The sequence below is a fragment of the Parasynechococcus sp. genome (genome assembly GCF_042954325.1).
In the GTDB taxonomy this organism is placed as follows: Bacteria; Cyanobacteriota; Cyanobacteriia; order PCC-6307; family Cyanobiaceae; genus Parasynechococcus.
Map to the genome: position 1 here is coordinate 1 of NZ_JBGKDS010000055.1, position 2,763 is coordinate 2,763.

Below are 2,763 nucleotides of genomic sequence, written 5' to 3' on the forward strand. Positions count from 1 at the left end.
CTTGTAATCGATGGGATCACCGGGCTTGATCGGCGAAAGACGCTTCTTGAAGAAGGAGCTGGACATGACTCAGGAACGGATGGAGGAAAGACGGACCTGCAAGGTCACTTGATCTCCTTGTGGAGCGTGGACTTGTTGCAGTGGGGACAGAACTTTTTGATCTCCAGCCGTTCGGTGGTGTTCCGGCGGTTCTTTTCCGTCGTGTAGCGAGACACGCCGGGTGAACGCTTGGCGGGATTGGACCGGCATTCGGTGCACTCGAGAGTGATAACGATCCGGACGCCCTTGTTCTTGGCCATAAAGGACGTTGCGCCGCAGGTGCGAAGCGAATTGACAAACATCGAGCTTACCCCCTGACCCGACAGGCCATGAACAGCTCTCCCAGGGGGAGTTCCTAAGATCGCGCGCTGTCTGGCTTTGATCCGATGCGGGTATCCATCTCCTGGCTGAAGCAGCTGGTCCAGGTGAATGAATCCGTGGACGATCTGTCAGAGCGTCTCTCCATGGCTGGCTTTGAGGTGGACGACGTCGATGACCTCAGCGCCCGGGCCAAGGGCGTGGTGGTCGGACACGTGCTGGAGCGGGACAAACACCCCAATGCAGACAAGCTCAGCGTCTGCAGCGTGGATGTCGGAGCTCAGGAGCCAATTCAGATCGTGTGTGGTGCGAGCAACGTTCGTGCCGGCATCCATGTTCCGGTGGCGATGGTCGGAGCCACCCTCCCCGCCGTTGGCTTGACGATCAAAGCCGGCGAATTGCGGGGTGTCGCCAGCAACGGAATGATCTGCTCCCTGACTGAGCTGGGCCTAACAGAGCAATCCGACGGCATCGCCATCCTGGATGAGCTTCAGGAATCGCTGCCACCAAGCGGGTCCCCTGTGGCGCCCCTACTGGGACTCGACGACACCGTTCTGGAACTGGCGATCACCGCCAATCGCCCCGACGGCCTGTCCATGGTCGGGATTGCACGAGAGGTGGCGGCCCTGACCGGTGGAGAGCTGAGCCTGCCGGAACTTGATCTAGATCCCAGCACCACCCCATTGAACGCAGAACTGGACGGCTGCTTCTACTCCGTCACCAGGATCGAGGGCGTGGATGGTTCCAAGCCTTCACCCAACTGGCTGCAGCAACGGCTCGAGCGTGGCGGTGTGAACAGCGTGAATGCCGTGGTCGACGTCACCAATCTGGTGATGCTGGAGCAGGGGCAGCCCCTCCACGCCTTTGATGCCGATGCGCTGGAACAACTAACCGGTCAACCGGTGGATGCCAACAGTTTTGGTGTTCGCGCCGCTCGGGAGGGTGAAACCTTTATCGGCCTGGATGATCAGGAAAGAAGCCTCGACAGCCGTGTTCAGGTCGTCACTTGCCATGACCGGCCTGTGGCCGTCGCCGGGGTGATGGGGAGTCTGGAAAGTGGGGTCAACGCGCAAACACGCAACATCTGGCTGGAATCAGCCCTCTTTGCTCCACCACGGGTTCGCCAGTCTGCCCGTGCCCTGGGGTTGCGCACGGATGCAAGCAGCCGTTTCGAAAAGGGCCTGCCAGTGGAGATGACCCTGGCCTGTTCGGCTCGGGCCTCAGCGTTGTTGAACCAGGAGTTCGCCTGCACCGAGACCGGCCGCTGGGTGGGGGGGGACGGTCCCGCCGTACCCACGTCAGTGATGTTGCGTCGGATAGCACTGCATCAACTGCTTGGGCCTCTCGACGGGCCGAACGGCGCAGAAGATCTTGATGACCACAGCATTGAGACCTGTTTGTCTGCCCTGGGCTGCCAGCTCACACCCCATGACGAGGGCTGGCAGGTCATTGCGCCCCCGTCAAGACGGCAAGACCTACACCGTGAAGTCGATCTGATTGAAGAAGTGGCCCGCCTGGTCGGCTTCGACCGTTTCGGAGCACATCTCCCTGATCCCCTTGAACCCGGGGCACTCACCCCGCGCCAGCAGGCTGAACGTCGGTTGCGGCAGCTGTTCTGTGCAACGGGTCTGCAGGAGGTGACCACCCTGTCGCTCGTTCCGGCTTCAGAGCAGGAACAGCGCATCGCCATCAGCAACCCTTTGCTGGCGGACACAAGTCATCTGCGAACCAACCTCTGGGAGGAACATCTGCAGATCTGCGTGCGCAACCTCAAAGCATCCCAGCGGGGCTGTTCCCTCTTTGAAATCGGCAACACCTACAGCGGATCCCCTGAAGCAGTCAGCCAGACCGCTGTACTCGGTGGCGTGATTTGCGGAGATCGGCGCCTCTCCATCTGGAAAACCAGTGGTAAGACGCAGGCACCTGACTACTTCCAGGCCCGTGGTGTTCTGACCAGGGTGATGGAAACCCTGCAACTGGAGCTGTCCGACCGTCGCCTGTCTGACGATCCACGACTGCATCCCGGCCGGGCAGCCACCTTGGTGCTTGAGGGACGCCCACTGGGCTGTTTCGGTCAGCTGCACCCTGCTCTGGCTGAGGAGCTGGATCTCCCCGAAGCCACATATCTCTTTGAACTGGATCTAACGCGTCTATTGGATGCCGCAACCCGTAGCAACCGTTGGACTCCGTCCTTCAAGCCTTATCCAACGGTGCCCTTCAGTGAGCGGGATCTTGCCGTCGTGGTTGACCGTTCCAGTGCAGCGGCGGATTTGATCCAAGCCATCCGAAAAGCGGGCAAGCCCCTGTTGGAGCAGGTGGAGCTGGTGGACCGCTTTGAGGGCGACCAACTGGGTGACAACAAGGTGAGCCAGGCCTTCCGCCTGCGTTACCGCGGCAAAAACGAGA

The 2,763-nt window shown here is 60.7% G+C and carries 2 protein-coding genes and 1 pseudogene; 1 reads left to right on the top strand and 2 read right to left on the bottom strand.

Annotated features, from left to right (window positions below; translation table 11 throughout):
• Both ACGVKB_RS07945 and rpmG read right to left on the bottom strand, forming a co-directional pair.
• Positions 1-66, bottom strand: a pseudogene (locus ACGVKB_RS07945) (30S ribosomal protein S18); the annotation flags it as partial.
• A 38-nt stretch (positions 67-104) separates the two neighbouring features.
• The gene (rpmG, locus tag ACGVKB_RS07950; protein WP_006851071.1) at positions 105-299 is read right to left on the bottom strand and encodes a 50S ribosomal protein L33; all 195 of its coding nucleotides are present in this window, start codon (positions 297-299) and stop codon (positions 105-107) included.
• A 126-nt stretch (positions 300-425) separates the two neighbouring features.
• Between rpmG and pheT the strand changes: the two genes are divergently transcribed.
• Positions 426-2,763: phenylalanine--tRNA ligase subunit beta (pheT, locus tag ACGVKB_RS07955; RefSeq protein ID WP_392350879.1), on the top strand; the 2,338-nt coding region annotated here is incomplete at its 3' end.

Bases quoted from the DNA above. Each gene is read 5' to 3' on its own strand.
- rpmG (WP_006851071.1), bottom strand. From the start codon at position 299: ATGGCCAAGAACAAGGGCGTCCGGATCGTTATCACTCTCGAGTGCACC.